This is a genomic window from Arthrobacter sp. TE26545 (genome assembly GCF_056279005.1).
In genome coordinates this window covers 85,986-110,910 of the sequence record NZ_JBWBQM010000001.1, presented here as the reverse complement: position 1 = coordinate 110,910, position 24,925 = coordinate 85,986, and the positions used below count along the sequence as shown (strand labels likewise).

General features: G+C 66.4%; 23 protein-coding genes and 2 pseudogenes. 10 read left to right on the top strand and 15 right to left on the bottom strand.

The window, feature by feature from the left end; genetic code table 11:
- The first annotated feature begins 568 nt into the window (after nt 1–568).
- The 3 genes and pseudogenes from ACZ9CK_RS00390 to ACZ9CK_RS00380 all read left to right on the top strand — a co-directional run bounded on the left by ACZ9CK_RS00390 (nt 569) and on the right by ACZ9CK_RS00380 (nt 4,546).
- Nucleotides 569–3,299, top strand: a pseudogene (locus ACZ9CK_RS00390) (alpha-amylase family glycosyl hydrolase).
- A gap of 187 nt (nt 3,300–3,486) precedes the next feature.
- On the top strand, nt 3,487–4,188 hold the full coding sequence (locus ACZ9CK_RS00385; RefSeq protein WP_476048904.1) for a FadR/GntR family transcriptional regulator: 702 nt from the start codon (nt 3,487–3,489) through the stop codon (nt 4,186–4,188).
- A 148-nt stretch (nt 4,189–4,336) separates the two neighbouring features.
- On the top strand, nt 4,337–4,546 hold the full coding sequence (locus ACZ9CK_RS00380) for a dodecin (protein WP_426301608.1): 210 nt from the start codon (nt 4,337–4,339) through the stop codon (nt 4,544–4,546).
- Nucleotides 4,547–4,649: 103 nt separating this feature from the next.
- On the opposite strand, the gene pdxR is transcribed toward ACZ9CK_RS00380, so the two are convergent.
- Complete coding sequence (gene pdxR, locus ACZ9CK_RS00375) at nt 4,650–6,050, bottom strand: MocR-like pyridoxine biosynthesis transcription factor PdxR (RefSeq protein WP_476048903.1); 1,401 nt, start codon at nt 6,048–6,050, stop codon at nt 4,650–4,652.
- Between the two features lie 156 nt (nt 6,051–6,206).
- On the opposite strand from pdxR, the gene ACZ9CK_RS00370 reads away from it, so the two are divergent.
- Both ACZ9CK_RS00370 and ACZ9CK_RS00365 read left to right on the top strand, forming a co-directional pair.
- Complete coding sequence (locus ACZ9CK_RS00370; RefSeq protein ID WP_476048902.1) at nt 6,207–7,115, top strand: dihydrodipicolinate synthase family protein; 909 nt, start codon at nt 6,207–6,209, stop codon at nt 7,113–7,115.
- 11 nt (nt 7,116–7,126) lie between these two features.
- Nucleotides 7,127–8,359, top strand: coding sequence for an MFS transporter (locus tag ACZ9CK_RS00365; RefSeq protein ID WP_476048901.1), 1,233 nt, complete (start codon nt 7,127–7,129; stop codon nt 8,357–8,359).
- 34 nt (nt 8,360–8,393) lie between these two features.
- Here ACZ9CK_RS00365 and ACZ9CK_RS00360 read toward each other — a convergent pair whose 3' ends face one another.
- Nucleotides 8,394–8,621, bottom strand: a complete 228-nt coding sequence (locus ACZ9CK_RS00360; protein WP_426301600.1) for a hypothetical protein — start codon at nt 8,619–8,621, stop codon at nt 8,394–8,396.
- A gap of 8 nt (nt 8,622–8,629) precedes the next feature.
- Complete coding sequence (locus ACZ9CK_RS00355; protein ID WP_426301598.1) at nt 8,630–8,827, bottom strand: hypothetical protein; 198 nt, start codon at nt 8,825–8,827, stop codon at nt 8,630–8,632.
- Nucleotides 8,828–9,076: 249 nt separating this feature from the next.
- Between ACZ9CK_RS00355 and ACZ9CK_RS00350 the strand changes: the two genes are divergently transcribed.
- Nucleotides 9,077–11,734: a GH32 C-terminal domain-containing protein gene (locus ACZ9CK_RS00350; protein ID WP_476048900.1), complete on the top strand. Its 2,658-nt coding sequence runs from the start codon at nt 9,077–9,079 to the stop codon at nt 11,732–11,734.
- A gap of 88 nt (nt 11,735–11,822) precedes the next feature.
- Here the strand turns inward: ACZ9CK_RS00350 and ACZ9CK_RS00345 are convergent, their stop codons facing one another.
- Nucleotides 11,823–12,116, bottom strand: coding sequence for a putative quinol monooxygenase (locus ACZ9CK_RS00345; protein ID WP_426301594.1), 294 nt, complete (start codon nt 12,114–12,116; stop codon nt 11,823–11,825).
- 44 nt (nt 12,117–12,160) lie between these two features.
- Nucleotides 12,161–13,159, bottom strand: coding sequence for a LacI family DNA-binding transcriptional regulator (locus ACZ9CK_RS00340; protein ID WP_476050834.1), 999 nt, complete (start codon nt 13,157–13,159; stop codon nt 12,161–12,163).
- 165 nt (nt 13,160–13,324) lie between these two features.
- Here ACZ9CK_RS00340 and ACZ9CK_RS00335 point away from each other — a divergent pair, with 165 nt between their 5' ends.
- The 4 genes from ACZ9CK_RS00335 to ACZ9CK_RS00320 all read left to right on the top strand — a co-directional run bounded on the left by ACZ9CK_RS00335 (nt 13,325) and on the right by ACZ9CK_RS00320 (nt 17,346).
- Nucleotides 13,325–14,443 (top strand): substrate-binding domain-containing protein, encoded by a 1,119-nt coding sequence (locus ACZ9CK_RS00335; RefSeq protein ID WP_426301590.1) that lies wholly within the window; start codon nt 13,325–13,327, stop codon nt 14,441–14,443.
- Nucleotides 14,444–14,467: 24 nt separating this feature from the next.
- Nucleotides 14,468–15,517: an ABC transporter permease gene (locus ACZ9CK_RS00330; RefSeq protein WP_426301588.1), complete on the top strand. Its 1,050-nt coding sequence runs from the start codon at nt 14,468–14,470 to the stop codon at nt 15,515–15,517.
- Nucleotides 15,514–16,308, top strand: a complete 795-nt coding sequence (locus ACZ9CK_RS00325) for an ATP-binding cassette domain-containing protein (RefSeq protein WP_426301586.1) — start codon at nt 15,514–15,516, stop codon at nt 16,306–16,308. The genes ACZ9CK_RS00330 and ACZ9CK_RS00325 overlap by 4 nt, the downstream gene beginning before the upstream one ends.
- A 96-nt stretch (nt 16,309–16,404) precedes the next feature.
- Nucleotides 16,405–17,346 (top strand): carbohydrate kinase family protein, encoded by a 942-nt coding sequence (locus ACZ9CK_RS00320; protein WP_476048899.1) that lies wholly within the window; start codon nt 16,405–16,407, stop codon nt 17,344–17,346.
- A 21-nt stretch (nt 17,347–17,367) separates the two neighbouring features.
- On the opposite strand, the gene ACZ9CK_RS00315 is transcribed toward ACZ9CK_RS00320, so the two are convergent.
- The 10 genes and pseudogenes from ACZ9CK_RS00315 to ACZ9CK_RS00270 form a co-directional block, all read right to left on the bottom strand.
- Nucleotides 17,368–17,925 (bottom strand): HdeD family acid-resistance protein, encoded by a 558-nt coding sequence (locus ACZ9CK_RS00315; protein WP_426301582.1) that lies wholly within the window; start codon nt 17,923–17,925, stop codon nt 17,368–17,370.
- 88 nt (nt 17,926–18,013) lie between these two features.
- A complete protein-coding gene (locus ACZ9CK_RS00310) occupies nt 18,014–18,607 on the bottom strand; it encodes an HhH-GPD-type base excision DNA repair protein (protein WP_426301580.1) in 594 nt (197 codons plus the stop codon).
- Between the two features lie 32 nt (nt 18,608–18,639).
- Nucleotides 18,640–19,705, bottom strand: a pseudogene (locus tag ACZ9CK_RS00305) (HoxN/HupN/NixA family nickel/cobalt transporter).
- A complete protein-coding gene (locus ACZ9CK_RS00300) occupies nt 19,705–20,595 on the bottom strand; it encodes an urease accessory protein UreD (RefSeq protein ID WP_476048898.1) in 891 nt (296 codons plus the stop codon). The pseudogene ACZ9CK_RS00305 and the gene ACZ9CK_RS00300 overlap by 1 nt, the downstream one beginning before the upstream one ends.
- Nucleotides 20,592–21,224 carry an urease accessory protein UreG gene (gene ureG / locus ACZ9CK_RS00295; RefSeq protein ID WP_426301574.1) on the bottom strand — a complete coding sequence of 211 codons (633 nt, stop codon included), beginning with the start codon at nt 21,222–21,224 and terminating at the stop codon, nt 20,592–20,594. Before ureG ends, ACZ9CK_RS00300 begins: the two co-directional genes overlap by 4 nt.
- 9 nt (nt 21,225–21,233) lie before the next feature.
- Nucleotides 21,234–21,914 carry an urease accessory protein UreF gene (locus ACZ9CK_RS00290; protein ID WP_426301572.1) on the bottom strand — a complete coding sequence of 227 codons (681 nt, stop codon included), beginning with the start codon at nt 21,912–21,914 and terminating at the stop codon, nt 21,234–21,236.
- Nucleotides 21,895–22,374, bottom strand: coding sequence for an urease accessory protein UreE (gene ureE, locus ACZ9CK_RS00285; RefSeq protein ID WP_476048897.1), 480 nt, complete (start codon nt 22,372–22,374; stop codon nt 21,895–21,897). The genes ACZ9CK_RS00290 and ureE overlap by 20 nt, the downstream gene beginning before the upstream one ends.
- Nucleotides 22,375–22,392: 18 nt before the next feature.
- Complete coding sequence (gene ureC, locus ACZ9CK_RS00280; RefSeq protein WP_426301568.1) at nt 22,393–24,135, bottom strand: urease subunit alpha; 1,743 nt, start codon at nt 24,133–24,135, stop codon at nt 22,393–22,395.
- Entirely contained in the window at nt 24,132–24,491 is a 360-nt protein-coding gene (locus ACZ9CK_RS00275; RefSeq protein ID WP_476048896.1) for an urease subunit beta, read from the bottom strand. Before ACZ9CK_RS00275 ends, ureC begins: the two co-directional genes overlap by 4 nt.
- An 8-nt stretch (nt 24,492–24,499) precedes the next feature.
- A complete protein-coding gene (locus ACZ9CK_RS00270) occupies nt 24,500–24,802 on the bottom strand; it encodes an urease subunit gamma (protein ID WP_426301564.1) in 303 nt (100 codons plus the stop codon).
- Nucleotides 24,803–24,925 lie beyond the last annotated feature (123 nt).

Below are 24,925 nucleotides of genomic sequence, written 5' to 3'. Positions count from 1 at the left end.
CTTTCCGCACTCTGCCCGGCCAGCCCGGCCCGGTGATCCAGCAGAATGTGCGGCAGCACCTTCAACCCAATGGCCGGGCGCCTCCTGGATTCGACCCGGCAGCTTGTCGCGGCATCATTCCTCGAGGCGCGCATGCCGGCCACTTGTTTCCGCAAGGGAGGCCGGGCGCCGGGCGAATGACACGCGGAACCTGTCACGATCCCGCGCCCGCCCCCCGGCGCTATGACATTCTGCTGGATCACCCACAATCCGGGCCCGGCAGAACCGCGGCTTTCCGCACTCTGCCCGGCCAGCCCGCCCCGGTGATCCAGCAGAATGTGCCCACGAGCCCCTTGGCAGCAAATTGAAAGCGTTTCCAAAATCGAGCAGGAATGCAGATTACAAACGAGCGAAATGGCCGTGAATAGCCTAGATTCAGCCACGACAAACGTTTACAGTTGTGACTTGCCACACAGCATCCTCGTATCGTGAAAGGCTCAATCACTTGTCACTCCCCAGAACCTCCAAGCGCGGAGCTGCGCGCCGGGACGGCCACCGTCGGCCGCTCGGCCGGGCCGCCGCCGTCGTCCTGGCCGCTGCACTGGCCTGTTCCGCAACCGTTCTTCCCGCCGGCGCCGCGAATGCCGCCGAAGCCGCCCGGAAGCCCTCCCCCGACGCCGGACACTCGGTCCGCGGCGGCATCAGTGAGCAGAACTTCTACTTCGTCATGGCGGACCGTTTCAACAACGGCAGCCCCGCCAACGACACCGGCGGCCTCGGCACCGACCCCCTGGTTTCCGGCTTCGAACCCACCCGCAAGGGCTACTACAACGGCGGCGACCTCAAGGGACTCCAGGACCGCCTGGACTACATCAAAGGCCTGGGCACCAACGCCCTCTGGCTCACCCCGAGCTTCAAGAACAAGGCCGTCCAAGGCGGCGGACAGCTGGACAACAGCTCGGCCGGCTACCACGGCTACTGGGTCACCGACTTCACCCAGATCGACCCCCACCTGGGCACGAACGCCGAGCTGAAGTCGCTGATCGATGCCGCGCACTCCCGCGGCATGAAGGTCTACTTCGACATCATCGCCAACCACACCGCGGACGTCATCCAGTACCGGGAGACCGCCTCCGCTCCGTACATCTCCAAGGCCACCGAACCCTACCGCTCCGCAAGCGGCGAAGCCTTCGACGACCACGACTACGCGGGCACCCAGGATTTCCCGACCCTCGACGCCGCAACGTCCTTCCCGTACACGCCGTTCGTTCCCGATGCCGAAAAGGACGTCAAGGTCCCGGCCTGGCTCAACGACCCCACGCTCTACCACAACCGCGGCAACACGAACTTCGCGGGCGAGGACTCCACCTACGGGGACTTCTTCGGCCTGGACGACCTCTTCACCGAGCAGCCGCGCGTGGTCAACGGCATGGTGGACATCTACACGGGCTGGATCCGGGACTTCGGGATCGACGGCTTCCGGATCGACACCATGAAACACGTCAACGACGAGTTCTGGCAGCAGTTTGGCCCGCAGGTCCTCAGCTACGCGAAGGCGCACGGCAAGGACGAGTTCTTCATGTTCGGCGAGGTCTTCGATACCTCCAAGGCCATCACCTCGAAATACACCACCCGGAACCGCATGCAGGCCGTACTGGACTTCGGATTCCAGGGCGCGGCCCGCAGCTTCGCCTCACAAAGCAGCAAGGCTTCCGGCCTGCAGGACTTCTTCGGCGGGGACGACTGGTACACCGACGCCGATTCCAACGTCTATCAGCTGCCCACCTTCCTGGGTAACCACGACATGGGCCGGATCGGCATGTTCATCTCCCAGGACAACGCGGGCACCCCCGACGCCGAACTGGTGAAGCGGGACGACCTGGCGCACGAACTCATGTACTTCTCGCGCGGCAACCCGGTGGTCTACTACGGCGACGAACAGGGCTTCACGGGAGCCGGTGGGGACCAGGACTCGCGCCAGCCGATGTTCGCCAGCCAGGTCCAGGAGTACCTTGACGACGACCTCCTGGGCACCCCTGCCACGCACGCCACAGCCAACTTCAACACCGCCCACCCGCTGTACCGCAAGATCAAGGAACTTGCAGCCCTCACCAAGGAGCACCCGGCCCTGCGCGACGGCGCCCAGCAGCACCGCTACGCCGCGGAGGGCGCAGGCATCTACGCCTTCTCCCGCACCGGGGCCACCGAACAGCGCGAGTACCTGGTGGCGCTGAACAACAGCGAAACCACGCAGACCGCGGCCGTGCCCACCTACCGGGCCAACGCCGGATTCAAGCGCATCTACGGCGACGCGGCGAAGGACCTCACCACGGCCGCCGACTCCACCCTGAAGGTCACCGTGCCGCCGCTCTCGGCAGTCGTCTATCGCGCGGTGGACAAGCTCCCCACGTCGACGGCGGCCCCCCACCGTCACGCTCGGCAAGCCCGTCACCGCGGCGGCGGACAGCACCCGCATGAAGGTCAGCGCCGCCGTCGACGGCAAGTCGTTCAACGAAGTCAGCTTCGAAGCCCGCGTGCCGGGCGGCGACTGGCAGCGGATCGGCGTCGATGACAACGCCCCATACCAGGTCTTCCACGATGTTTCGGCCCTCGCGGCAGGCACCACTGTGGAGTACCGGGCCGTGGTGCTGGACAACGCCGGCCACACCGCCTCGAGCGAGGTCCGCACGGGGACTGTCGGCGAACCCACCCAGCCGGACACGGTCACCGTGGCCGGCAGCCTCAACAGTGAACTGGGCTGCTCAGCGGACTGGCAGCCCGGCTGCGCCCAAGCGGGTATGAGCTACGACCCCACGCACCGGCTGTGGCTGCTGCGGGTCCCGGAACTGCCGGCCGGCCACTATGAGTTCAAAGCAGCGCTCAACGGCAGCTGGGACGAGAACTATGGTGCCGGCGGCGAGCCGAACGGCCCCAATTTCGCCCTGGACCACCCGGGCGGCGGGGTCACGTTTATCTACGACCACTCCACCAACGTCATCCGCTCGGCCTACGCCGGCCAGCAGCCTGCGGCGGTTTCCGTGCCGGGCAGCCTGGACTCGGAGCTGGGCTGTGCCGGGGACTGGATGCCGGACTGCGCGCAGGCCCAGCTCGCCTATGATCCGGCCGACGGCGCGTGGAAGCTCTCCGTTGCCAACCTCCCGGCAGGCAGTTATGAGTTCAAGGCCGCCATCAACAATTCCTGGGCGGAGAACTACGGGCTGGGCGGGGCAGCCAACGGCAGCAACATCCTGCTCAACCACGCCGGCGGCCCGGTCACGTTCCGCTACGACCCCGCCAGCCACCTCATCACGGCCGGCTGAAGCGTCCACCCGGACAGACTCGGAAACACGGGCCCGCGGTGCGTCGATTGTGCGCAACGCGGGCCCGTGTTTCCCCGCTTGACGGCCGGAGCGCTGCAGTGCAGCGTAAAATGTCAGACATCTATGGTGTTGCCTGTGCGCAGGCAACACCGGCAACCGGCCAGTCCGGCAAGAGAAACGGAGCACCATGGCACGCAAGTCGCTGGTCGGCGTCGTCGCCGATGAGCTGCTGGACCGCATCGTGGCGGGCGAGTTCCCGCCCGGAACGGTGGTCCCGGGCGAACTCGAGCTCAGCGCGAAGCACGAAGTCAGCCGGATGACCGTCCGCGAAGCCATGAAGACGCTGCAGGCGCAACAGATCCTCAGCGTGGAACGGGGCCGCGGCACCTTCGTGAACCCGCTCAACCGCTGGGCCTCCCTGGAAGCCGTACTGCGTGCCGCTTCCGAAGGGGAGAACGACGCCGCGGCGGCCGTCCAGCTCATTGAACTGCGCCGCATGCTCGAAACAGGGGCCTGCGAACTGGCAGCGTCCAAGGTCTCGGCGGAAGATCTTGCCCAGCTGCGCAGGCACGTCGACACGATGCAGTCGGCCCACGAAACGAACGACGTTTCCGCGTTCGTCGAGGCGGACCTGGCCTTCCATGACGTGATCCTTCACGCCTCCGGCAACGTGTTCGTCGCCGTGCTGTTCGAGCCCCTCCATCGCGTCCTCGAAACCCGGCGCACCCAGACCTCCAAGGTTCCCGAGATCCAGGAGCACGCAATCGGGCACCACCGCAACATCCTCGACGCCCTGGCCGCAGGCAGCCCGGACCAGGCCCGGCAGGCAATGGACGCCCACATGCAGCAGACCCTGGACGACCTGAAGAACTACGTGCTCGAGGCCTGAGCCACGGCTGACCCTTCGAAGAGTCCCCGGTTCCTAGCCGCGAGCCTTTGCCTGGGCTAGTCTGCTCTCACCGCCTGCTTGCCGGGCCGCGCCTCTCCGCAGGCCGCGCCTGCCCGCAGGTATCAAGGACGATCGCGAGGAGCACAAAATGGCTGACCACACTTACAGCATTTCCGAGATTGTCGGAACTTCTTCCGAAAGCATCGACAGTGCCATCAAGAACGGCATCGCCACCGCGAAACAAACCCTCAGGCATCTCGACTGGTTCGAAGTGAAGGAAATCCGCGGCCATCTTGAGGAGGGCGAAGTGGCCGACTGGCAGGTCAGGATCAAGCTTGGCTTCCGACTGGAGCGCTGACTCCTAGAAAGCGACACCACCGAAGGATTGGCGGGGTGGGCCGGGCGCCACGCAGGGCGTCCGACCTTCCCCGCTTCGTCGTTGCCCGCCGCCGGCCAGGAGTTCACGCGGATCCGGAGGTGGAGCTCTTCGCCTTCCGATCGATGATGGCCGTGATGACGTCCAGGGCGCGGGCTAGCTGCAGGTCCGACGGGGCGCCATAGCCGATAACGAGCCCGTTTTCCGCGGCCCCTTCGGCAAAGTAATCCTCCAAAGCCACAACACACACGCCCTGCTTGAAGGCTTCTTGTACGACCTCGCGGGCGTCCACCTGCTCGTCGATGCGGATTATGGCGTGGAGGCCGCCGTCGAGGGCTGCCAGCTTCAGGTCATCCCGGGCTCCCAGGCGGTCAATCATCAACGCCCTGCGATGGGCATACTGTCGCCGGGCGCGGGCGATATGCCTTGCCAGCCCTCCGCCGTCGACGTAGTTGGCCAGCGCGGACTGCAAAATACCGGAAACCGGCGTATCCAAGTCCTGTCTGGTTCTCTTGATGCGTTCTCCCGCCGCTCCTCGAACCACAAGGTAGCCGCAGCGCAGCCATGGACTCAGGGTCTTCGAGAAGGTGCCTATCAGGATCACCTCGGCGTTGGACGGCAGCGAGGCAAGCGCCGGCAAGGGCATCCTCGTGTGGCGGAATTCGCTGTCGTAGTCGTCCTCAAGAATTGTCACGCGGTTCTGCTCAGCCCAATCGAGCAAGGCGAGGCGTTCCTGGACGGGCATGCGTCCGCCCAGGGGATATTGGTGGCTAGGGGTTACCAGGATGGCATCCGGCGGAGACGCGAGGGAGCTGAGTTGGCGCACTTCAGACCCGTCGTCCCCAACCGGAGTAGCTTCAACGAGAGCGCCCGCGGCCGTGAGCACCCGCCGGGCGGTTGGGTATCCGGGGTCTTCGACAAGAACCCTGGGAGCTTCGCCTAGGCTTCGCAAGGCTGTTGCGATGAGCTGGAGCGCGTCACTGGTGCCGGCAGTGACGACGATGTCCCCCGCGTCCACCGTGAGTCCCCGGGATGCGCCCAAATGGCGGGCCAAGGCTGCGCGCAGGGCCGGCGTCCCCAATGCCGGAGGAAGCTCGATCTGGACTGGCTCGGCGATGGCTCTCTTCCATGCTGCCCGCCATTCACGGTCCCGGAACGGCTCACCGGACGGCCTGCCCGGAGTCAGATCGATCATGGCCTCCCGGACGGCCGCCGGCCTTGGCGTGGTTTTCACGGCAGGTGTTCCGCGACCGTCGAAGCGCACTGCCACACGCGTGCCGGCCGATCCATGGCTTTCCAGGTAACCCTCGCCGGAGATCTGCTCATAAGCCCGCACGACAACCCCGCGGGATACACCCAGCTCAGCGGCAAGTCGCCGCGAAGCGGGCAGTGTCTGTTCGGGCCGGAGAGTTCCTTGGAGGATCGCCTCCCGAAGCCGGCCCGCGAGCTGGGCCGCCAGGGGAATGTGGCTCGTGCGATCCAGCACTATGGGAATTTCCACCTCCATTTTGGTCCTCCAGTTCCTGTGATTCTTGGACCTATGTTAGAACCAAGCCGACTGTGAGCATGAGTAGGGGGCTGCCTTGCGCATTCATCTGCGCCCACCCCCGACCGCCTTCCGCCCACCGAGGAGCCCACCATCATGTTCACCGGCCTCAACGCGTTCCCGCTGACCCCGCTCGCCGAACAGCAGATCGACGAATCCGCTTTCACCGCCTTGGTGGAGCGCTTAGTCTCGGCGGGCGTCAACGCAATCACGGCACTGGGGTCGACCGGCTCCTACGCGTATTTCACCCGGGATGAGCGCGCCCGGGTGGCACGCATGGCAGTCGAGAGCGCGGGAGACGTACCGGTCCTGATCGGGGTAGGCGCACTGCGCACCAAGCATGTCCTCGAACTCGTTGACGACGCGCAGGCCGCCGGAGCTTCGGGAGTGCTGCTCGCGCCGGTCTCCTACCAGCCGCTCACTCCGGAGGACGTACACGGCCTGTTCGAGGATGTGACCCGGGAGCTCTCCGTTCCCCTCGCGGTCTACGACAACCCCGGGACAACGCGCTTCGCCTTCACCGACGAGCTCTATCAGGCGATCGCGGCGCTTCCGCATGTTGCTTCGATCAAGATCCCCGGCGTTCCGGCCGACCCGGTTGCTGCGTCGGCGCGCATCACCCACCTGCGCAGCATCCTTCCCGCCCACGTCACCATCGGCGTGTCCGGAGACGCGTTCGCCGCAACCGGACTGAACGCCGGATGCGACGCCTGGTACTCCGTGGTCGGCGGAACCCTGCCCGCCCCTGCCTTGGCCCTGACCCGCGCCGCCCAGTCCGGGGACGCAGACCGTGCACGGGATATCTCCGGGCGCCTGCAGCCGTTGTGGGACCTTTTCGGCCGTCACGGAAGCCTCCGGGTGACCGCCGCGATTGCCGAGTACCTCGGCCTGGTTTCACCGCATAGCCTTCCCCTGCCCATCCGCGGGCTCGACGGCGGCGACCGCACCGCCGTCGAACGCGTCTGTGAGCTGCTGGACCTGGGCGCAGGCATCCGGCAGCGGTGAGAACCCAGAACATGAGCGCCCCCATAACCAGGCTGCAGGCGCATGTCAGGGACAGGCCACGCACTGCGCTGGCCCGGTATGTCGCCGCAGCAACCCTGGCCCGCACGGCCGACGGCGGGGCGGTCGTCGCCATCGTGCTGCTCGCGACCACCAGCGGGGCGCCCGGTTGGCTGGCCGGCCTGCTGGGAGCAGCGATCACCGCCCCGCACCTGGCCGGTCCGTTCATCGCACGCGTGCTCGACACCGCAAGAGACGGGCGCACCGTCATCGCCTGGGCGTGCATTTTCCATGGTGCAACGCTGGCTGCCGCCGTGTGGGCCTACCCGCACGTGTGGACAGTCGTCACAGTCGCGTTGTTGGTCGTCTCCGGGCTGGTCGGCCCCCTGCTCACCGGAGGCATCAGCAGCCGCCTGCCGGCGATTGCCGGGCCGGAGCGGTCGAGCCAGCGCCGCGCCCAAGGCTGGGATGTGGCCACCTACGGCATCGGCGGCACCATCGGCCCTTCGCTCGTGGCCGCGATTTCCGCCTGGTCCAGCCCAACCGTGGCGGCACTCGTCCTCGCCGCCGGGACCTTCGCCGCCGCCGGGCTCGTACGCCTGCTTCCCTATGCGGCACCGCCGGCCGAGGCGGGCGGGGTGCCCCACCCCGCACAAACCCTTGGGCTGATGCTCACCAGCGGCCCGCTGCGCCGCACCCTCTATCTGACCGTGATCGTGGCGTTCTCCGTTGCCGCCCTCCCGATCACCGCCGTCGGCGCAACCGGTCCCCTCGACGTCGCCCCGGCCGCCGCCGGCATCCTGACGGCCGCATACGGGCTGGGCGGCCTGGCCGGGTCCGGGGTGCTGATGGCCAAACCCCTGGCCGGCGATGCGGACCGCATCATGACCCTGCTGGCCGCGATCGTTGCCGCAGCGCTGGGCCTCGTTGCGCTCACCGGCGTCTTCTGGGCAGCGATCGGCGCCTACGCGGTTGCCGGGGCGGCGAACTCGCTGTTCTTCGCCGCGACGCTGGCCGCACGCAGCGAATACGCGCCAGCCACGGCACGAGGCCAGGTATTCGTCTGGGTAGGGGCATTGAAGATCGCCGCGGGCTCCGCCGGCACAGCGTTCGCCGGGGCCACCATCGCCGCAGCTTTGCACGCCCCGCTGATCATCGCCCTCGCCGTTACGCTGGCCTCTTCCGGGGCATCGTTCCTCGAACGCAGGCGAGAACGGAAGGCATCACCCCGGCGGACGATGTCCTGAAAATGGGGGGACCTTGGAAGGCCGTTTCCCGAAGCTAGGCGGCCCAGACCTCGAGGGGATCATTGCCGCAGATCAGGCGGCGGCCGCTTTGCTCAAGGACGATCCACAGCATGCGGTGCTCGCCGGCCACCTCATCGACGATGCCGGTGTCATAGCCCCAGCCGTCTTCGTGGACCCAGACGGCGTCGCCGCGGTTGAACGTGGACCAGTCGGCGGGCGGAACAAGCCTCGCTTCGGGTGCGGGCTTGCTGGGAGCAACCACCACCGGCATCATGCCGAAACCGCCATCGCCGGGCGCGGGCGCCACATAGTCGGAGTGCCGTTGTGGGCAGGGAAGACGTGGCCCTCGGCGAAGGTCTGCACGGCCTGCGGCTCGGCGTCGGGGCTCCACGGCCCGGTAGCGGGAACGTGGGAGCCGGTGGGGCTGACGGGGGCAACGCGGTTGCCCAGGAGTGCGATGCGCTTCATCGTTGAACCTCATGCTTGGCCGTTGGAAATCAGGAACTTCCTCAAGCCTAGAAAGTCGCGCAGCTCACACCAATGGGCATTTGGCCAGAGATTCTCAATCTTGATGTGCAGCCAAACAGTCGCCGCTCGGCGCGCCTCCCGCTAATCGCCGATCGTTGACTTGTCTCGTGGACATAACCTAGCGTTCCCCGCATTGACAACGATGTCTATCGGGGGAAGACACGCGCGATGAAGGGCGAATCCACACAAATGCACAAGAAACGAACCATCGGCCTGCAGTCACTTTCAGCTCTGACGCTCGCCGGACTCACGCTCGCGGGAGCACTCGCCGGAGCGGGTCCCGCCGCGGCAGGCAGGGCCGACGTCGGAAGCCCCGTGGCGGGCACCGGGACTTCCGGCGACATCCTGGGGCAGGAGCAATACCGGCCCGCGTTCCACTATTCACCGGCGAAGAACTGGATGAACGATCCAAACGGGCTGGTCTTCTACAAGGGCGTCTACCACCTCTTCTACCAGCACAATCCGCAGGGAAACACGTGGGGAAACATGTCCTGGGGCCACGCGACGTCCAAGGATCTGGTGAGCTGGAAGGAGCAGCCGCTGGCGATCTCCACGGACACGCAGGAGGACGTATTCTCCGGAAGCGTCGTGGTGGACAAGGACAATTCTTCGGGCTTCGGCACAGCCGGGAACCCGCCGCTCGTGGCGATCTACACCAGCGCCTACAAGGAGGCCTCACCGCACCGCGGCCTCCAGGCGCAGTCCCTTGCCTACAGCCTTGACGAGGGCCGGACCTGGACCAAGTACAGCGGCAACCCTGTGCTGAACCGCAATTCGGCGAACTTCCGGGACCCCAAAGTGTTCTGGTACAGCTCCCCCGGCGGCGGGGGCTACTGGGTAATGACGGCCGTGGAGGCCCTTGACCACAAGGTGCTGCTCTACAAGTCGGACAACCTCAAGGACTGGACGGCCCTGAGCCAGTTCGGCCCCGCCAACGCCACCGGAGGCCTGTGGGAGTGCCCGGACTTGTTCCCCCTGGCCGTTGACGGCGACACCAACAACGTCAAATGGGTCATGGTGGTGAACGTCAACCCCGGCGGTGTTGCCGGCGGTTCGGCCGGCCAGTACTTCGTGGGCGCCTTCGACGGCACCACATTCACGTCCGAGACCACGAAGCCGGCGGACGCGCTTCCGGCCGGCACCCCGATCGCGGGCTTCAACGACGGCACGTACAACGGCTGGACCGTGAACAACGAGCCCGGCAACTGGAAGAACGGTCCGTTCGCGAACAGCCCTGCGGCAGGATCCCTGCCCGGACAGAACACCGTGAGCGGTTTCGCGGGCGCCGGGCTGGTCAACTCCTTCAACGACGGCGACTGGCCGTTGGGCACCATGTCTTCACCCGACTTCACTGTGGACAGCGACTACATCAACTTCCTGGTGGGAGGCGGCCAGCACCCCCGGGTCTCCGACAAACTGGACAACACTCCCCCGCCCGGCGACCTCCTGTTCAACGGTTTTGAAGGTCCGGACGGCAGCACGCTCGCCGACACCGGCTGGACCGGAACCGGCGACCTCGCACCCCAGTTCCAGCCCGCCACCGCCGGGGGTGACTTCTACATCGGCGCCAAACGCATCAATACCTTTGAAGCCGGCGGGAATCCCGGGGACGACCGGGAAGGCATCCTGACCTCACCGCCGTTCACGGTCGGCAAGAACTTCATCAGCCTGCTGGTGGGAGGCGGCAACCGCACCGCGGAGACCGGACAGGTACTGGAGGCCCAGTTGCTGGTTGATGGCAACGTTGTCAGAAGGCTGGCCGGGGACAATGCGGGACAGCTGAACTGGAAAGGCTGGGACGTTTCCGAATTCGCCGGCAAGCAGGCCCAGCTTCGGATCGTGGACCAGGCTACTGGCGGATGGGGACACCTGACCCTGGACCATGTCATGCTGACGGACTCCGCCGCGGTGCCCCGCTCGGACGAAACCACGGTGAACCTTGTGGTCGACGGGCAGGTGGTCCGTTCCGCCACGGGCGCCAACAGCGAGGTCCTGGACTGGGCCTCCTGGAACGTCTCGGAGTTCAAGGGCCGCAAGGCGAACATCCGGATCGTGGACAACAACCGCTTCGGCTGGGGCCACATCCTGGCGGACGAGTTCATCGCTTCCGAGCAGTCCGCAAGGCCCCGCATCAACGGTTACGACTGGCTGGACTATGGCCGCGACCTGTACGCCACCGTCTCCTTCGGCAACATGCCGCAGGACAAACGCGTAGTGCTCGGCTGGATGAACAACTGGGACTACGCCAACACGATTCCCACGTCCCCTTGGCGCAGCGCCATGTCGCTGCCCCGCGAGGTGGCACTGACCCAGACGGTCGACGGGCCCCGGCTTACCCAGAAAGCCGTCAAGCAGGTGGACTCCCTCGCCCAGAAACCCAGCTATCAGGACAAGGTAGGCGGGTCCATCGTTCCCGGCACGCAAGTGCTGCCCCGCCAGGCCTCTGGCGACGTGCAAAGGATCGATGTCACCTTCAACCCGGGCACGGCGCTGAAGTCGGGGATCACGGTGCTTGGCAACGGCACGTCGTCGACCGTCATCGGCTACGACGCCAGGACGAAGGAGCTCTACGTGGACCGTGGAAACTCCGGCAACACCGGATTCAACCCGCTTTTCACATCCTTGGATTCCGCTCCCGTCTCCGTTGATTCGCAAGGCAACATAACCCTGCGCATCTACGTGGACCGCTCCTCCGTGGAAGTCTTCTCCCAGGACGGTCTGCGAAGCATCACCGACCAGGTGTTCCCGGACGCCGGGGCCACGGACGTCGCGCTCTTCGCCGATGGCGGCACGGCGCACCTCAAGTCCCTGACGGTCACGCCGTTGCGGCCGTCGATGTTCAAGTAGCGCCGACAACCCAGCTGACCCGCATCAGGTGCCGTCTGAACCTTCAGAAGACATCAACTGCGGGTCAGCTGGGTTTAACGGGACGTGTTCAGGCCAGGGGTTGGAGCCAGGTAAGCACCGAGCCGTCCTCCTCGATGTGCTCTGCGAGTTCGGCATTGAAGACCGCCCCGTAATCAGCGGTGATGTGCTCGCGGAAGGCTTCATCGTCGCGGTACACCTCGAAAACGAAGTACTCCCGCGGATTGGATTCGCGGGTGTACGGCAGGAACAGCTGGTTGCCGGGTTCGTTGCGCACGCGTTCCGTCAGCTCGCGCATCATTGCGGCGACCCGTTCCTCGCTGCCGGGCTTGACGGTGAATTCGGCATACAGTGTCTTGGTCATGCGGGCTCCTTGATTTGGTGGCGGGCTTCTTTGGGAACGGTAGTTCAGTACGACGGCGGCAGCTCGCCGGAGCCGCGCACGATCAGTTCTGAGGGGACCACGTAAGTCCGCGGCGCGCCGTCGTCGCCGTCTATCCGGGCAAGCAGCCGTTCGGCTGCGAGCTTGCCGATCCGTTCAGGATGCTGGGCAATCACGGTGATTCCGGGGTCCATCATGTCGGCAAGGGCAAAGTCGTCGAAGCCCACCAAGGCTACGCGGCGGTTCGCGCCCAGTTCCTTCAATGCGCGCATGACCCCGAAGGTGACCAGGTTCTGGCTGGAGAAGATGGCCGTGGGCGGCTCATCCGAAGCCAGGATTTCAAGCGCTGCAAGCCTCGCCGCTTCTTCGTCGCGCAAGCCTTCACGGACGGGAACCGTGGAGGTGGCGATGCCGGCCTGGCCCAGTTCCTCGATGAAGCCGCGGCGGCGTTCCCGAGCGGTCTGGATATCCGGCGTGTCGCCAAGGTAGGCCAGCCGCCTGTGTCCGTGGCCCAGCAGGTGGGCTGCCGCCCGTGCAGCTCCCGCGGCGTTGTCCGTCACGACGGCGTCGGCCTCGATGCCGACCGGTTCACGGTCGATGAAGACCAGCGGAAGGTCCCGCGAGTGCTCCGGGATCACATAGGCCTGGCTCTTGGCGATCGGGGTGAGCACCATGCCGTCCACTCGACGGCGAAGGAAGGCGGTCACGAGGGCCTTTTCCCGGGCAGGATCCTCATCAAGGCTCGCAGCGAAGACCGCGATGCCCCGCTCCGAGAGTGCGTCTTCCAGCGCCCGGTGGATTTCGCCGCTGAAGGGGTTGGCCACACTGGGCAGCAGCAAGCCTATTGACAGGGTCTGCCGTCCCGTCCGCCGCAGGCTGCCCGCGGCCATGTCCAGGTGGTAGTTCAGCTGCTGCGAAGCACTCAGGACACGCTTCCGGGTCGCCTCCGAAACTCCCGGCTCATCGTTCATGACCCGCGAGACCGTCTTGATTCCGACACCTGCAAGTGCAGCGACGTTGCGCATGGTGGGCCGGTTCTTCGCGCCCTCAGTTCGATAACGATCTGACATCGTTGTCATAACCTCGCTCTTTCATCATCAGTTGCCCTTGACTCTACATTGTGAGCTTGGTTACATAACTTACGACATCGTTGTCAGGCGCGAAAAGTGCCTCGAATACCAGGAGTTTCAATGACGAGTTCCATCGCCCCACGCTCCACCGCCAGCCGGCTGTTCGCCGCAGGCGCAGCCCTTTCCCTCGGGGTACTCAGCCTGACGGCCTGTGGAGGTAACTCCCCCAGCACCGGTTCCAGCAGCGGGGCTTCCTCCGAGAAGATCGGCGTCTCGCTGATCGTCAAGACCACCGCCAACCCGTTCTTCGTCTCCATGCAGGACGGCGCCAAGAAGGCTGCCGAAGCTGACGGCGTCGACCTCAAACTCGCAGCAGGCAAAGCCGACGGCGACGAAGACACCCAGATCCAGGCCATCGAAAACGCCATCTCCAAGGGCGACAAGGGAATCCTCATCACCCCCAACGGCCCGTCCGTCGTCGACGCCCTGAAGAAGGCCAAGGATGCCGGCCTCTTTGTCATCGCCCTGGACACCCCGCCGGACCCGGCCGATGCCGCCGACATCACGTTCGCCACGGACAACTTCGCGGCCGGCGAGCTGATCGGAAAGTGGACCGCCGCGCAGCTGGGAGGCAAGAAGGCCACCATCGCCCTGATCGACCTCTTCGATGACAAGGTTGTCTCCGTTGACTACAACCGCGACCAGGGCTTCCTGACGGGCCTCGGCGTCGACACGGCGGACAAGAAGAAGAACGGCGACGAGGCCAAGACCGGCAAGTACACCGGCGGCAAGGGCGGCGACTACGAGATTGTCGGCAACCAGGCTTCCCAGGGCGCCGAGGACGGCGGCCGTACAGCGATGGAGACCCTGCTGTCCAAGAACCCCAACATCAACGTCGTGTACACCATCAATGAACCTGCTGCCGCCGGAGCGTACGAGGCACTCAAGTCCGCCGGCAAGGAAAAGGACGTCCTCGTCGTCTCGGTCGACGGCGGCTGCGCCGGCGTGAACAACGTCAAGGCCGGCATCATCGGCGCCACCGCCCAGCAGTACCCGGTCAAGATGGCGGAGCTCGGCGTCAAGGCAATCGTCGACCTCGCCAAGACCGGCAAGAAGCCGGAGAACTCGGCAGGACTGGACTTCTTCAACACCGGAGTCGAACTGGTCACCGACAAGGCCGCCGAGGGCGTCAAGAGCATCACGACGGCGGATGCTGCCCAGGTCTGCTGGGGCAAGTAGGACCGGCAGTTGACAGGAGTAACCATGACCCAGCAACAGCAGGCAGCCGGACCGCCGGCCGAGAAGCACACCGACCCGGCCGAGGAATTTCTGGACCGGAGCACACCCCTCAGCCGCATTCGCAATGTGCTGCACCGCTACCCCGCCCTGAGCCCGGCCATCGTGCTCCTGGTAGCCGTGGTGGTGTTCGGGATCCTCAACGAACGCTTCCTGCGCGTTGAGAACCTCTCCCTCATTACGCAGCAGGTCTCCGTGGTGGGAACCCTTGCCATCGCACAGACCCTGATCATCCTCACCGCGGGCATCGACCTCTCGGTAGGCGCCGTGATGATCCTGGCGTCCATGGTGGTTGCGCAGATAACCGTGAACAACGGCATGCCGGCACCGCTTGCACTCGTGGCGGGGCTCGTCGTCGGACTCGCCGCGGGCGCGCTCAACGGTTTCCTCGTGACCAGGTTCAAGCTTCCGCCGTTCATCGTGACCCTGGGAACGCTGAACATCTTCATCGCGCTGACCCTGCTGTACTCGGGCGGCTCCACGGTGCGGGGCTCGAGCATGCCGGCCCTGCTGACCTGGATGGGCAGCACCTTCCCCGTGGGTCCGGTACGGATCTCCACCGGCGTCGTCATGATGCTGCTGCTCTACATCGCTGTGGCCTTCATCCTCGGCAAGACCGCATGGGGACGCCACGTCTATGCGGTGGGCGACGACAAGGAGGCGGCCCGCCTGGCCGGTATCCCCGTCAACCGGGTCCTCATGAGCGTCTACCTGGCCGCCGGCGCGGTCCTCGCCGTCGGCGCGTGGATCCAGATCGGCCGTACCAACGCGGCCAGCCCCAACGCCGGCGTGGATCTGAACCTCGACTCGATCACAGCCGTCGTCATCGGCGGCACGAGCCTCTTCGGCGGCCGCGGATCCGTTTGGGGTTCGTTGCTCGGGGCGCTGATCGTGGGCGTCTTCCGCAACGGGCTGTCCCTCGCGGGACTGGACGTCCTGTTCCAGACCCTCGCCGTGGGCGTGCTCATCATTGTCGCTGTGTCGGTGGACCAGTGGATCCGAAAGGTTAAGTCATGACCTCCGTCGACGTTCCTACCCCGGCCAGCGGGACCCGCCAACCCATCCTGCAGGCACGCAACCTGGTCAAGACTTTCGGCAAGGTGGTGGGCCTGGACGGCGTCAGCCTGGACCTCTACCCCGGAGAAGTGCTGGCCATCATCGGTGACAACGGGGCCGGCAAGTCCACCCTCATCAAGTGCCTCACCGGGGCGGAGATTCCGGATACCGGCGAACTCCTGGTGTCCGGGAAGCAGGTCCACTTCAAGCGGCCGCAGGACGCCCGGGCCCACGGCATCGAGACCGTCTACCAGAACCTGGCGGTCTCTCCCGCCCTGGATGTGGCCTCGAACCTGTTCCTTGGCCGGGAAGAGCGGGTCCCCGGACCCCTGGGGTCGATCTTCCGGGTCCTCGACACCAAAGGCATGCGTCGCAAGGCCAAGGCGGAGCTGATCCGGCTGGGTATTTCCACGCTCCAGGACGTCACCGTCCCGGTGGAGAACCTCTCCGGCGGGCAGCGCCAGGCAGTTGCCGTGGCCCGGGCCGCTGCCTTCGGTTCCAAGGTGGTGGTGCTGGACGAGCCGACCGCGGCCCTGGGTGTGCGTGAATCGAACCAGGTCCTCCAGCTGGTCCGGGATCTCCGGGACCGCGGGCTGCCGGTGATCCTGATCAGCCACAACATGCCGCACGTGTTCGACGTCGCCGACCGCATCCACATCCAGCGGCTCGGCAAGTGCGCGGCCACGATCACGCCACAGTCGCACTCCATGACGGATGCGGTGGCGATCATGACAGGTGCAGCAACGGCCTGAACCGTCCTGACGGCGTTCCACCCCACCTCCCGTCCGCGGACCCGGCGCGCGCAAAAACGCCGCGTCCGCGGACGGCCCTGCGAAAGACACCCTGCGATGACCCCTTCATACACAGCCTCCGCTCCCCAGGGAGACTCCGCCGACGTCGTCGTGATCGGCGAGGCCCTCATCGACGTCGTCACCACCTCCCGCGGCACAGTTGAACATCCGGGCGGTTCGCCCGCCAATGTGGCCTACGGGCTGGGCCGCTTGGGGGTCAAGACCAGCCTGCTGACCTCGATCGGCGACGACGAACGCGGTGCCGCGATTGCCCGCCACCTGTCCTCGGCCGGTGTGTCCCTGCTCCCGGGGTCTACCTCGGCGGACCGGACCGCCTCGGCCACCGCCACGCTGGCCTCCGACGGTTCTGCCAGCTACGAATTCGACATCTCCTGGGAACTGGCGCCCGTGGCGCCCCCTTCCATCCCCAGGATCCTGCACACGGGATCGATCGCCAGCTTCCTTTCCCCTGGTGCAGGAGCAGTCAAGACATTGCTTGAGCAGTCATACCGCGAAACCATGGTCACCTACGACCCCAACATCCGGCCTGCGTTGCTCGGCACCCATGCCGAAGCGCTCGCCATCTTCGAGGACCTTGTACCGCTGACGGATGCGGTCAAGCTCAGCGACGAGGACGCGCACTGGCTCTACCCCGGCCTCGGGCTGGACGATGCCGCCGACCGCGTCCTCGGACTTGGCGCAGGCCTGGCCGTGATCACGCGCGGCTCCGAAGGATCCCTGCTGGCAACACCGGCCAACCGCCTGTACGTGCCGGCCGTGAAGACCGTTGTTGCCGACACCATCGGAGCCGGCGATTCCTACATGGCCGCCCTGATCTACGGGCTGCTCAGCCGCAGCAGCGACGGCTTGGCACCCGCAGTGCTCGAAATCCTCGGCCGGACCGCGTCGAAAGCGGCCGCCATCACGGTTAGCAGGTCCGGCGCGAACCCGCCGACTGCGGAGGAATTGGCGGCTGAACCGGTGCCTGCGCCGGCTTAGTTTCCGGTGGCTAGGTTTCCGCTAGCTCCGTGCTGAGGCGGCGACCCTGCGCATCGAGAATCCGGAGATCACCAACAGCAAACCCGCGACGGCGGTGAACGCCGCCAAGAGCCCGGAGAGGGCCAGGATTCCTATTCCGGGATTGGCAAGGACAAGGATGCCAAACACCGTAAGGACAATGCCTGTCAGAGCCGGGCTCCGCCAGGCCCTGATGGTCGTCCTGCCTTCAAGGGCAATGAAGATCTGCGAGATTCCCAGAGCCAGGCCCCATATCCCGACGAGAAGTGCCAGCGCCGCGACCACGATGCCCGGCCACGAAACAGCCACGAGGCCGACGGCAACGGAGGCAATTCCGCCGAGCATGCTCCAGCGGGAGTGGCGTGCGGGATCGTAATAGTAATGTGCCAGGTTCGCGAGGCCGTCGGCCATCGCATAGATTCCGAACACATACGCGAGCGCGAACACCGTGGCAACCGGCAGGGATGCCACCGCCAGTGCCAAGAGCAACGCCAAAGCTCCGCGGAAGATGAGTCCCGTGCCGGAATGCTTGAACAACTTGCGCGCTGCTATGGCGGACATAGCGCCATTTTAGTCGGGCCCGGCCCTTGGCGACATGGGCAAGGGCCCCGGAATCCTCGGCTGATTCCTTGGCGTCCCCGATCCGCCGTCAGTGTCCGGCCGGTTTGGCGGACTTGGCGGCCTTGGCCGCGGCTTTGGCGGCCTGCTTGGAGGCGCGCACCTTGCGCAGGGACTCGGGGTCAACGATGTCGGCCACGGACAAGAAGACGTCCGCCTGCCCGTAGTTCCCGGCGGCTTCACGCCAGCCCGGAGCCTGGAGCCCGCATTGCTTGCCGAGGAGCGCCAGGAAGATCTTTGCCTTTTGCTCGCCGAAACCGGGCAGGGCCTTGAGCCGGTCCAGCACTTCCTTGCCGTCGGGATCCCCCTGCGTCCAGATGGCGGTGGCGTCCCCGCCCCACTCGTGCTCAACGGCCTCGGCGAGCGCCTGGACCCTGCCCGCCATCGAGCCCGGGAACCGGTGCACCGCCGGGCTTTCCTTGAACATCTCGACGAAGCCCTCGGGATCGTAGCCGGCGACCGTTGCAGGAGCGATCGAGCCGATGCGCGTCCGGATCTTTTCCGGGCCGGCAAACGCCGATTCCATCGTCACCTGTTGGTCCAGCAACATGCCGGTGAGCAGCGCAAACGCGTCGTCGCTGAGCAGTTTGTCGGCGGCCGGGTCCCCTGTGATGTGCAGTTCCATGCGCCCTATCCTGCCACCGGGCGCCGCACCCGTCACGGCCGCCTGCGCAGCGAGGCCACGCCCCACACCGCCAGGAGCACCGCCACGAGGAGCAGACCCGCCTCGCCGAGGTCGATCGAGCCAAGCCAGGTGGTCAGCGGATCATCCAGGCCGAACGCGGCGTTGAGGAACCCGCCCAGCGTGATGACGGAGATGAACAGCGCTGAAACCGCCGAGATGCCGGTGATCACCGCATTGAAGCCCAGTTTCCGCCGCGGGTCCGCCAGCGCGGAGCGGTACATGCGCATCATCGCGACCCCCGTTGACCGAGTCGCAGAGGGTCATGGCCGCGGTGAACGCCAGCGGCAGCGCGAGCAGCGCCAACTGGGAGACTCCGGCGAGTGAGGCCGCCGTCGTCATGACCAGCAGCCCGATGGTGGTGGCGGTATCGAAACCGAGGCCGAACAGGAACCCGATCACGTAGATGTTCCGGGGGCTCCGCACGCGGGCGAGCGGCCGGGCCAGCAGCCGCGCGACAAAGCCGCGCGTTTCCAGGTCCTCGACGGCGACCGCCCCGCCCGCTTTCGCTTGCCGGTACAGCTGCGCCGCCCGGAGGAACGCCGAGCCGTTGAAGATGCCCATCGCCAGCAGGAACAGGCCCGAAACCCCGCTGCCGATCAGTCCGAGCACCAGGTTTCCCGGGCTGCCGTCCTCCATGAACTGCCCCACCACGGCGGTTCCCGCCAGCACCAGAACCCCGGCCAGGACCACCACGGAACTGTGCCCCAGGCTGAACGCGAAGCCCACGCTCACGGGCTCCCTGCCCTGGGCGACGAATTTCCGGGTGGAGTTGTCGATCGCCGCGAGGTGGTCCCAGTCGTAGCTGTGCTTGACGCCGGCCAGGTAGGCGGTGAGGACCAGGCCGAGGGCCAGCGGCGGCCCTCCGCCGTCTTGCCCCGAAAACGGTCCCGCAAGCGGCCCCGGAAGCAGCGTTCCTCCCAGCAGCAGCAGCCCGGCGGCGGCAAGATGCAGGGCGGCGACCGCACCGAAAGTGAACAACAGCCTTGTCCGCAAGGACAGGTGTTCGCGTTGCCGGTAGAGGGCAGCGAGCGCTGTCATCAGTACTTCCTCAGGTTCAGGGGATCCTGGCCGAACCAGTGCCTGCGCAGGTGCGCCGTGCAGGCACCAAGCAGGCGGTTCAGTTCTTCAGTGTTGTCGGACAGCGCGCGCAGCACCAGCCCTGTGGTTCCGCCGACGGTCGCCGTCAGGGAGACTCCGCTCAGGGCGTCGTGGGCCGCGGCAAGCGCGTACAGTTCGTCGGCCAGGGCCTGGTCCACGCGCGGATCGACCACCAGCAGCGATCCCAGGTGGCTGCGGCCCTCCATGAAGCCCAGGCCGGTGACGTCGCCCACCGGTGCACCAAACCGCGGCCGGATGAGCACGTTGTCCAAGGCCAGGAGCCCGCCGCCTTCGTTCCCGCCGGCGACCCGGATCTCAGTGCGCAGCCGCAGTTCCTCGTACTTGAAGGCCGTGCCGTCAGGGGACCAGCCGGGCGTGACGATTTCGCTCATGACCAGGCTCGACGCCGGGTGCATGGTGATGCGGGTGTCCTGCCTGTAGCTGGCCTCCCGGTAGGCGATGAGCTGGTCCGGGGCCAGCTCCAGCCGGGCGCCCTCCCCCAGCCGAATGGACATCCGCTGCTCGGCGAAGGAGCCCGGCGTGCGGTAGATCTTTGTGGCCGACTGCGTGGTCAGCAGCAGCGATGCTCCCGGCTCGAGCTCCAGATCGATCACGTACAGGTCCGCCCCGAGGTAGGCCCCGCCCGGGTTCACCATCACATAACAGAGCTGCCCGGAGTCGTCCAGATAGTGCGGCCGCAGCACCCTCAAGGCGCCCCGATGGAACTGGTGCACGGCCACGGAACGCTGCCCACGCGCAGCAACCCGCAACTGGAGCTCCCCCATCGGCGACTCAACAGCGGTCAGCTCGCCAGCCGCCACCGTGCTCATTGGGCGAGGTCGAGCATCAGGACGTCGCGCCGGATCCATTCCATGACGGCGTCCAGGCCCTCGTCGGTCTTGAGGTTGGTGAAGCAGAAGGGCTTGGCGCCGCGGAATTCGCGCGAGTCCCGTTCCATGACCGCCAGGTCCGCGCCCACGTGGGGTGCCAGGTCCGTCTTGTTGATGATGAAGAGATCGGACTTGATCATGCCCTGCCCGGCCTTGCGCGGGATCTTCTCGCCCTGCGCCACGTCGATGATGTAGATCGAGAAGTCCACCAGCTCGGGGCTGAAGGTGGCCGAGAGGTTGTCGCCGCCGGACTCGACGAAGATCACCTGCAGGTCCGGGTGGCGCTTCTTGAGTTCCTCGATGGCCGCGGTGTTCATGGAGGTGTCCTCGCGGATGGCGGTGTGCGGGCAGCCGCCGGTTTCGACGCCGATGATCCGGTCCTCGGGCAGGATGCCGTTGGCGGCGAGGATCTTGGCGTCCTCGATCGTGTAGATGTCGTTGGTGATGGCCGCCATCGAGATTTCCGCGCTCATGTGCCGGGTGAGGCGCTCCACGAGCTGGGTCTTGCCGGCGCCCACCGGTCCGCCGATGCCGATCTTGACCGGTTCTGAGGTGACGGGTTCAGACATGGTGTCTCCTTAGCTCATGAACATGCGGGCGCGTTGTTTTTCGTGCCGCATCTGCGAAATTTCCAGGCCGGGGCTCACGGCCCCGAAGTCGTCCGGCGTGAGGGCGCCGGCCCGTTCGATGGCGGCAGCAACGCCGTCGTGCGCTGCCCGCAGCACCCGCTGCCCGGCGTTCTGGCCGAGCGGGATGGCGCGCACCGCGTTCTGGGTCAGCGAGGTGACCGCGGCGAAAAGATACGCGGCGAGCGCCTCCTCGAGCGGGACGCCCAGGGAGCGCGCGACGACGGCGAACGCCAGCGGCTGGTGGCCGGCCGCCAGGCCGGTGCGCACCAGAGCCCGGTAGGCTTCCAGCTCCGGCGACGGGAAAACCTCGGCGCCGATCTCGAGCAGCCGGCCGCCCATCTTGATGCTGGCCTCGCGCAGCTGCCGTGGAAGCAGCTGAGCGGTGAGGTGCTCATCGAGCTCCTGGGGCGGCGCGCCGTCGTAGAGGAACCTGATGGCCAAGGCGTCCGAGTACGTGAGCTGCTGGCCCAGGAAGGCGGCCAGCCAGGTGCCGAAGCTTGCCTCGTCGTGCACCAGCCCGCGCTCCATGTAGGACTCAAAGCCGAAGGAATGCGCGAACGCCCCGGTGGGCAGCGCGGAGTCCGTGAGCTGCTGCAGGGCGAGGCGGCGGCTAGTGGGTGTGGCCGGCATGGCGGAAGGGAACGGGCATCACGCGCTCCTGGCGGTCGTAGGGCACGCCGACGTGCTTCAGGTAGTCCTCCACAGTGTGGTCGTACTGGCAGACCATGACCTCGGCGGCATACTCGGAGGCGGCGTCGAAGAACTGGGCCTGCAGGTGCCGGTTTCCGAGGGAGTGCGCCACGACGCCCATCTCGTGGATGCTTCGCGGGGCGATCACCAGCACGTCGGTGGGCAGCACCGAGACGACGATCAGGTTCTTCTCCTCCACAGCCAGGATGTCGCCGTCGCGCAGGTCCGGGGAGCCGGACGGCAGGCGGATGCCGAGCTCCTTGCCGTGGTCCGTGGTGACCCGCTGGATCCGTTTGACCAGCAGGGCGCTGGGCAGCACCACCTTCTCCTTGTGGTGATTCGCGTAGCTGCCGGGTACAGCCAGCTCGTGCAGGTTTCCCAGGATCTTCTCGATGATCATGCTGTTTCTCCGTACCGCTTAGAAGAGGAAGTAGCGCTGCGCCATGGGCAGCTCAGCGACCGGTTCGCACGTGACGTCCTCGCCGTCCACGGTCACCTGGTACGTTTCGGGGTCGACGGCAATGTCCGGCGTCGCGTCGTTGAACTTCAGGTCCGCCTTGCTCAGGGACCGGATGCCGGAGACCGGGCGGATCACCTTTTCCAGTCCGAGTTCCTCCGGGACACCGGCCTCGATGGCGGCCTTGGACAGGAAGGTGATGGAGGACTTCTGCATGGCGCGGCCGAAGGTGGCGAACATGGGGCGCATGGTTCGCGGCTGCGGCGTGGGGATCGAGGCGTTGGCGTCGCCCATGATGGCGTAGGCGATCTGCCCGCCCTTGAGCACCAGTTCCGGCTTCACGCCAAAGAACGCCGGATCCCACAGCACCAGGTCCGCGAACTTCCCCTCCTCCACGGAGCCGATGGAGTCCGCCATGCCCTGCGCGAGGGCCGGGTTGATGGTGTACTTCGCCACGTAGCGCTTGAGGCGGAAGTTATCGCTGCCCGCGGAACCGTGCTCACCGGCGGCGTTTTCCCCCTTGGGGTCCTCCAGCACGCCGCGCTGCTTCTTCATCTTGTCCGCCAGCTGCCAGGTACGGGTGATGACCTCGCCCACGCGGCCCATGGCCTGCGAGTCGGAGGAGGTGATGGAGAAGATCCCCATGTCCTGCAAGACGTCCTCGGCCGCGATGGTTTCGGCCCGGATGCGCGAATCGGCGAAGGCCACGTCCTCCGGGATGTCCGGGTTCAGGTGGTGGCACACCATGAGCATATCCAGGTGCTCTTCGATGGTGTTGCGCGTGTACGGCAGCGTGGGGTTGGTCGACGCGGGAAGCACGTTGGGCATGCCGGCGATCTTGATGATGTCCGGGGCGTGGCCGCCGCCCGCACCCTCGGTGTGGAAGGTGTGGATGACCCGGCCGTCGATCGCCCGGATGGTGTCCTCCACGAAGCCGCACTCGTTCAGGGTGTCCGTGTGGATGGCCACCTGCACGTCGTATTCGTCCGCGGCCTTCAGCGAGTTGTCGATCGAGGCGGTGGTGGAGCCCCAGTCCTCGTGGACCTTCAGCCCGACCGCGCCGGCCCGGATCTGTTCAGCGAGGGGTTCGACGGCGGAGGCGTGGCCCTTGCCGAAGACGCCAATGTTGACGGGCAGGCCCTCGGCCGCCTGCAGCATGCGCTTGATGTGCCAGGCACCGGGAGTGACCGTGGTGGCCTTGGTGCCCTCCGCCGGGCCGGTGCCGCCACCCACCATGGTGGTGATGCCGCTGCTGATCGCGGCGGGCACCTGGTCCGGGGAGATGAAGTGGATATGGGTGTCGATGCCGCCGGCCGTGAGGATCTTCCGCTCGCCCGCGATGATCTCGGTGCCCGCGCCGATCACGATGTCCACGCCGCTGCTGATGTCCGGGTTGCCGGCCTTGCCGATCTTGAAAATGTGGCCGTCCCGGAGCGCGACGTCCGCCTTGTAGATGCCGGTGTAGTCCAGCACCACCACGTTGGTGATGACGGTGTCCGGTACGTCTTCCGCCCGGGTCACCTGGCCGTTCTGGCCCATGCCGTCGCGGATCACCTTGCCGCCGCCGAAGACCGCCTCTTCGCCGTAGACCGTGTAGTCCTTCTCGATCTCAAGGAACAGTTCAGTGTCGGCAAGGCGGATGGCGTCGCCCGTCGTCGGGCCGTACAGCTCGGCATACTGCCGGCGCGGAAGCTCGAAGCTCACTTGGCATCCTCCCCGGTAGTGGTGGCAGCTCCGCCGTCGACGTTTTCATTGTCAAGCAGGCCGTTCACGGCGTTGGACAGGCCGTGCACCTCGCGCCGCCCGGCGAGCTCGACCAGCCGTACGGTGCGCCGGTCCCCCGGTTCGAAGCGCGCCGCGGTGCCCGCGGGAATGTCCAAGCGGCGGCCGAAGGCGGCCTCCCGGTCGAACTCGAGCGCCCGGTTCGCCTCGGCGAAGTGGTAGTGGGAACCGACCTGCACGGGCCGGTCTCCGCGGTTGACGACGTCGACGGCGACCGCCTCGCGTCCGCTGTTGCAGTGGATCGGCTCGGGGCGGAGCCGGTATTCGCCCGGGATCATGAGGCCTCCTAGCGGATGGGGTTGTGGACGGTGACGAGCTTGGTGCCGTCGGGGAAGGTGGCCTCGATCTGCACGTCGTGGATCATTTCCGGCACTCCTTCCATGACGTCTTCGCGGCCGAGGATGGTGGTTCCCCAGCCCATGAGGTCGGCCACGGTGCGGCCGTCGCGTGCGCCTTCGATGAGCTCGTAGCTGATGATGGCCACCGCTTCGGGATGGTTCAGCTTGAGCCCGCGGGCCTGCCGCCGCCGGGCCAGGTCTGCCGCCACCACGATCATGAGCTTTTCCTGCTCACGGGGCATCAAGTGCATCGCTTCTCCTCATCGCCGGCACGGTCCTTGCGGGTTTGTGACAAGAGTAGGCCCGGGACGTTTCGGCGAGGTTTCGGGACGGCACTGTGCATTGTTTGGCCCGCCCGTGACTTTCTGCTGGAT